We start from the raw sequence: 5385 nt of genomic DNA on the forward strand, positions 1-5385 counted from the left end.
ATCTTGATAGCTTGGTTGTAATCATCTATAGCACCTTGCTTATCTCCTAAATCATTACGGACAACTCCCCGGTTGTAGTAGGCTAGGGCAAGGTTAGGATTAATCTTGATAGCTTGGGTGTAATCATCTATAGCACCTTGCTTATCTCCTAAATCATTACGGACAACTCCCCGGTTGTAGTAGGCATTGGCATAGTTAGGATTAATCTTGATAGCTAGGGTGTAATCATCTATAGCACCTTGCTTATCTCCTAATTCATTACGGACATTTCCCCGGTTGTAGTAAGCATTGGCAAAGTTAGGATTAATCTTGATAGCTTGGTTGTAATCATCTATAGCACCTTGCTTATCTCCTAATTCCTTACGGACATTTCCCCGGTTGTTGTAAAATGCTGCACGGGGACTGAGTTCAATGGCTTTATTTATCGCTGCTGCTGCTTCTTTATATCTTTTTAAATCACTTAAAACTCCCCGCTTCTCATTATACAAATTAGGATTATTCGGCTGGAGTTGAATCGCTTCATTGATAGCTACTAAGGCTTTATCCAGTTGGTTTGATTCTCTATAAGCTACACTTAAATAATCCCAAGCAGGAACAAACTCTGGTTTAAATTTCACTGCTAGTTCTAATGCAGTTATAGCTTCTGAACCTTTTCCACTCCAATATAACGCCAAACCTTTGCCATAATAAGCCAGGTGAATAAACTCTGGTTTTTGCTTAATTGCTTCATCAAAAGCCTGTATTGCTTCTGGATAACGACGTAACCGCCACAGTTGATTTCCTCTTGCTAACCATTGACTGGCGGTAGTATTACTTTGAGATACATCTACTGATAAAATCGCTGTTTTAATAGACTCAACTTCTTGTTGATTTAGTTCTGGTGTTGGAGTGGTTTCTACCTTTTGTGCTGAGGTGTTCAGTCGGGTAGCTAATGCCAAAAATGTACTCACCGGAATACCCAAACTATTACCTAATTGGATAGTTTCTTGACTACTACTATTATTATCAATAGCAGTTTCTCCATCAGTTCTGCCATGAATACCTATTACCCGCCCTTGGGAATCTAAAACAGGTCCCCCACTCATGCCGCCAAAGGTGATACTACTATAAACTAATTCATATCCTCCTGTTAAAGAAGCTGCACTTTGGGCTGTACCAGAACTATTAGTATTAAAATCTGATTGGGTAGTATTTAATAATCCTACTTCCTTACTATAAATTTGTCCCAATGTAAACCGCCAAGGTGATTTTTCTCCTAACCTGGGATAACCCGCCGTGAACATATATTCATTATCTTTGGTAGGATAATCTGCTAAGGTGGCAACTTGATAATTGTCCTGACTGGTGAATTTAACTACTGCTAAATCTACCCCTTCTTCTAATTTAATCGTGCTTGGTTCTACGTTATATTGTTTACCATCTACTGTGAGGATTTTATAAGTATTTGCCTCGCATAGTCCTACTTTATCTGGTGGTTTACAAACTACATGAGCCGCAGTTAAAACGGTGTAAATATCTCCTTCCTTAGCAATAATTACCCCTGAACCATTACTACCGCTACTGCTATCAATTCTGACGGTAATTTGTTGAGCTTTTGCTTCTAGTTCTCCTAACCAACCTGTTAATGGTACTTCTGCTATTGTCTGTTTAATATCTGGGATAGGTAAATTATAAGCGGTGAGAACTTCTGGTTTAACTTGAGCTAAAACGGTTTTAATGGGTATTCCCCAACTCAGTTTTCTGAACTCTTGAATTTCTGTATTTGTGGGGCGTTTTCCGTCGGTATAAACATAAGCAGAATTGACTAAAGGATAGGAACTAATGCCATTAATTCCTATTAAATTTCCTGTATTACTAATAATTGGACCGCCACTCATTCCTTGTTGAATATCGCTGGTATAGCCAATTTCATAACCATCTTTTAAACTCGGTTGGGAGATGATTTGTTGTACTTCTCCTGTTGTGAATACTAATTTATCTTCAGATACAGCATATCCTGCGGCTATAACTGGTGTTTCTAAGTTAATATCAAAGGAGGCGATTCTGTCCGCAATTTCTGATGGTAAACAATATTGTTGATTAGATGTAAATTCTAATATAGTTAAATCAAATTGATCAAAGTTAGTATTAGGTAATATCTTAGCTGCATATTTTTGACCATCGGCTGTGATAATATTGATGTTATTAATTCTTCTGACAACGTGGGAATTAGTCACTACTAAATAAGAGTTACCTTTTCTAGCGAAAATTGTCCCGGAAGCGCCTCTTTCTTTGTCTCTGACTCTAACTGTAATTTGTTTAGCAATGGTTTCTAATTGTCGGTTTGAATAAATACCGTTTAGTGGATCTTCTGGTTGTAATTTGCACTTTTGGGATATTGGTGTAAGTTTTGTAGTTTTGATTTGGGTTTCTATTGCTGACACTGGATAGGGTAGCAGTAGTAAGCAGGAGATAATGGCAATTTGACGTTTCATAATTAGTTAAATAGTGTTTTTATTAGTAGTGGTTTACCCCCCTTAATCCCCCTTTGTCAAGGAGGGGGAGGGTTCTGACAAGGGTAGGTTTTTAATATTATCTGTGAAGGCAGGACCAGGAAGACAAGGAGGGAAAGTAGACAAGGAAGATTTTATACGAAAAATGTACTTCGGCTTCGCTCAGTACAAGGTCTGTTTAGCCTCAGTTTTTGTTACCAATTGTACATTTTAGTTACGTATTTCCTCCCTTGTCACCTTGTCTGCCTTGTCCTCCAAGTCTTGCCCTCACGACAATGTAAAATACCTACCCTTGTGAGAGGGTGGGGTATTTTGTTATTTAGAGATATTTCTGAGATATTCACCCAGATTCAAGTAAGTATTTTCACCGGAATTTTGCCAATTTAAGTCTGAAGTTCTACCTTCTCTGATTTCATTAAGTTCAGCTAAAACTGTAGTGGGGTTTACACCTGGTCTGACACTAAATAAAATATTGTTTTTATTGCATTGACCAGGTTTAGCTGCACAGATAACTCCCAAACCGTTCAACTTACCGGTTGTTAAATAATCTAATTGGCCTTGTTGGTGAAATTGCTGGAATTTTCTACTTACTGTTTCACAGCGTTTTGTAGGAGTCCATCCGCTATTGGGAAAAGAGTCGGATCTCCAAGCAATTATGGGTACATAAGGGTCATGTTTTTTGTTGGGAACGAAGGCCATGGTAGTGGGAACTTTTTCCGTATTACCTTTGTAAGAAATTGAACGACAAGCAAAACTAACTTCTTGCTTGGGAATCTCTTGACTCAAACCAGGGTTAACACTCAGGGTAACTGTCAATGCGGTGAATGTTAAGACACTAGTTAATGCTGGTAGTTGCATAATACTTGACCTTTGATTACTGAATTTTGGTGATTATGGCGCTACTTTCTTTTAAACTTTATAGGTGTTGGTGAGTGAAAATATGAATTTTTCTCACGCAGAGACGCAGAGGCGCGGAGTTTGAGATATGGAATTTTTGATTTTCATGTCTCAATTCAGCAAGGCTACTTGATACACACATAAATTAATTATATACTAATTTTTTGAAAATATTCAGGTGTTTACTTAGAAGTTCATTTTATGATACAATCCAATCTGATGGATCAATACTGTAACTATATCATGTATTATTTTATCTATCATGTACTATTGTACCCGACCCCACTGCCCTAGTCCTGAAAACCGTTTTCCTGACTCTCCAGATTCTCACACTAAGTCGGGAATATTTTGTCAAGCTTGTGGAATGCCCCTAATATTAAAGGGGAGAAAGGGACATTATCAAACTATTAAACCTCTGGGGAAAGGGGGATTTGGCGCTACTTTTCAAGGTATTGATTTAGATTCTGTGAATCAGCGTCAATGTGTGATCAAACGATTGAATATTAATGACAACCCGGAAATTGGTGACAAAATTGTTGAAGGAATCAAAGCAGCTTTTGATCGAGAAGCTCAGGTTTTAGAATTTTTAGGTGATAATAGCGGGAATATTCCTACTTTATATGATTATTTTTCCTTTACTGCTCCTGCTTTTGGTCAACAAGAAGAACTTGAGTTTAAATATTTAGTACAACAATATATCCAAGGTGAAGATATATCTAAGGAACTCAAAAGAAAAGGTCGTTTTTCCGAAACAGAGACTTTAGATTTTTTAAAGCAAATTTTACCGATTTTACAATTTATTCATGATCAAAATTCTATCCATCGAGATATTAAACCCAGTAATATTGTTAGAGAAACAGCCACACAAAAACTATTTTTAATTGATTTTGGGGCGGTAAAACAGGTTTTCTCCGGTCAAATAAATGTACAATCAGCTATAGTTTTTCATACAAAAGTATACGCTGCTCCTGAACAAAGACCTGAAGAAGGAATAATAGGACAAATTTATCCGTCTAGTGATTTATATAGTTTGGCTGTTACTTGTCTGGAGTTACTCACAGGTACAACTCCCGTTGATTACCTTAGCAATAATTACCAAAATTGGCGACAACAAGCTAGTAGAATTATTAGCCCTTCTCTAGCTAATATTTTAGATAAAATGCTCAAGGTTAACCCTAGACATCGGTTTCAATCAGCAGCAGAAGTGATGAAGGCTATAAATGAATCTCGAATAAGTAAACCACTGACTGAACCACCGACTGAACCACCAACAATTATTCCTAAACAACTTGAAACATTAAAGCCTTTATTGATCAAATCGGTGTTTTTGATATTGCCAATAATTGTTGGTGTGATAGGTGTTAATAGTTATTTGCGATCACCAAAAGTAGTAGAAGTAGTAGAATATGCAAAATCTGGGATTAAGTTTCAATATCCTAAAGATTGGGAAGAAACGCCAGCTATAGATCAATTAACGCGAATTGTTCCGAAAAATACGATTTCATCTTCTCTAACTCCAGAGTTTTTTATCACTACAGAGGAGTTATTCTCGTCGGAAACTTTGGAAGATTATACTAAGTTTTCTATCCAACGAATTGAAGAATCAGGACAAAATACGAAAATTATCAAATCTGAACCTATACAACTTGGTGAAACACAAGGTTATCAAGTAGTTTATGAAAGCAGAGATAATATTCACAAGGTAAATTTCCAAGAAATGCAAGTATGGATTGTTAATGGTCAAAAAGCCTATATTCTCACCTATCGCGCTGAAGATAAATCCTATCCAGAGTTTGTAAAAACTGTGGAAGACACTATAATTAAATCCTTTAAACTGGAAACAAACAAACTCTGGTAATTAGGGTTTGCTGAATAAACCTAAAACCTTGATATATCAAAGGTTAGAGGCTGATAAACACAGAAATTAGTGCAAGGGTTTTGAAGGGTATACCGGAAAAAGTGTGCATTTTTTGGGATTTCAAGAGATGGCAAAGAA

The 5385-nt window shown here is 36.7% G+C and carries 3 protein-coding genes; 1 reads left to right on the forward strand and 2 read right to left on the reverse strand.

Annotation, left to right across the window (positions count from 1 at the left end):
* Together PN497_RS08640 and PN497_RS08645 are read right to left on the reverse strand one after the other, a co-directional pair.
* Positions 1 to 2474 (reverse strand): tetratricopeptide repeat-containing S1 family peptidase (locus PN497_RS08640; RefSeq protein ID WP_272109924.1); only part of this gene is annotated, 2474 nt, incomplete at its 3' end.
* A 333-nt stretch (positions 2475 to 2807) separates the two neighbouring features.
* The gene (locus tag PN497_RS08645; protein ID WP_096566959.1) at positions 2808 to 3350 is read right to left on the reverse strand and encodes a COP23 domain-containing protein; all 543 of its coding nucleotides are present in this window, start codon (positions 3348 to 3350) and stop codon (positions 2808 to 2810) included.
* A gap of 301 nt (positions 3351 to 3651) precedes the next feature.
* Here PN497_RS08645 and PN497_RS08650 point away from each other — a divergent pair, with 301 nt between their 5' ends.
* A complete protein-coding gene (locus tag PN497_RS08650) occupies positions 3652 to 5247 on the forward strand; it encodes a serine/threonine-protein kinase (RefSeq protein WP_272109926.1) in 1596 nt (531 codons plus the stop codon).
* Positions 5248 to 5385: the final 138 nt, after the last annotated feature.

Source organism: Sphaerospermopsis kisseleviana CS-549, from assembly GCF_028329225.1.
Classification (GTDB): Bacteria; Cyanobacteriota; Cyanobacteriia; order Cyanobacteriales; family Nostocaceae; genus Sphaerospermopsis; species Sphaerospermopsis kisseleviana.

What these genes read in the sequence shown, in the direction of transcription:
- PN497_RS08645 (WP_096566959.1), bottom strand. Translation starts at nt 3,350, where the DNA reads ATGCAACTACCAGCATTAACTAGTGTCTTAACATTCACCGCATTGACA.
- PN497_RS08650 (WP_272109926.1), top strand. Translation starts at nt 3,652, where the DNA reads ATGTACTATTGTACCCGACCCCACTGCCCTAGTCCTGAAAACCGTTTT.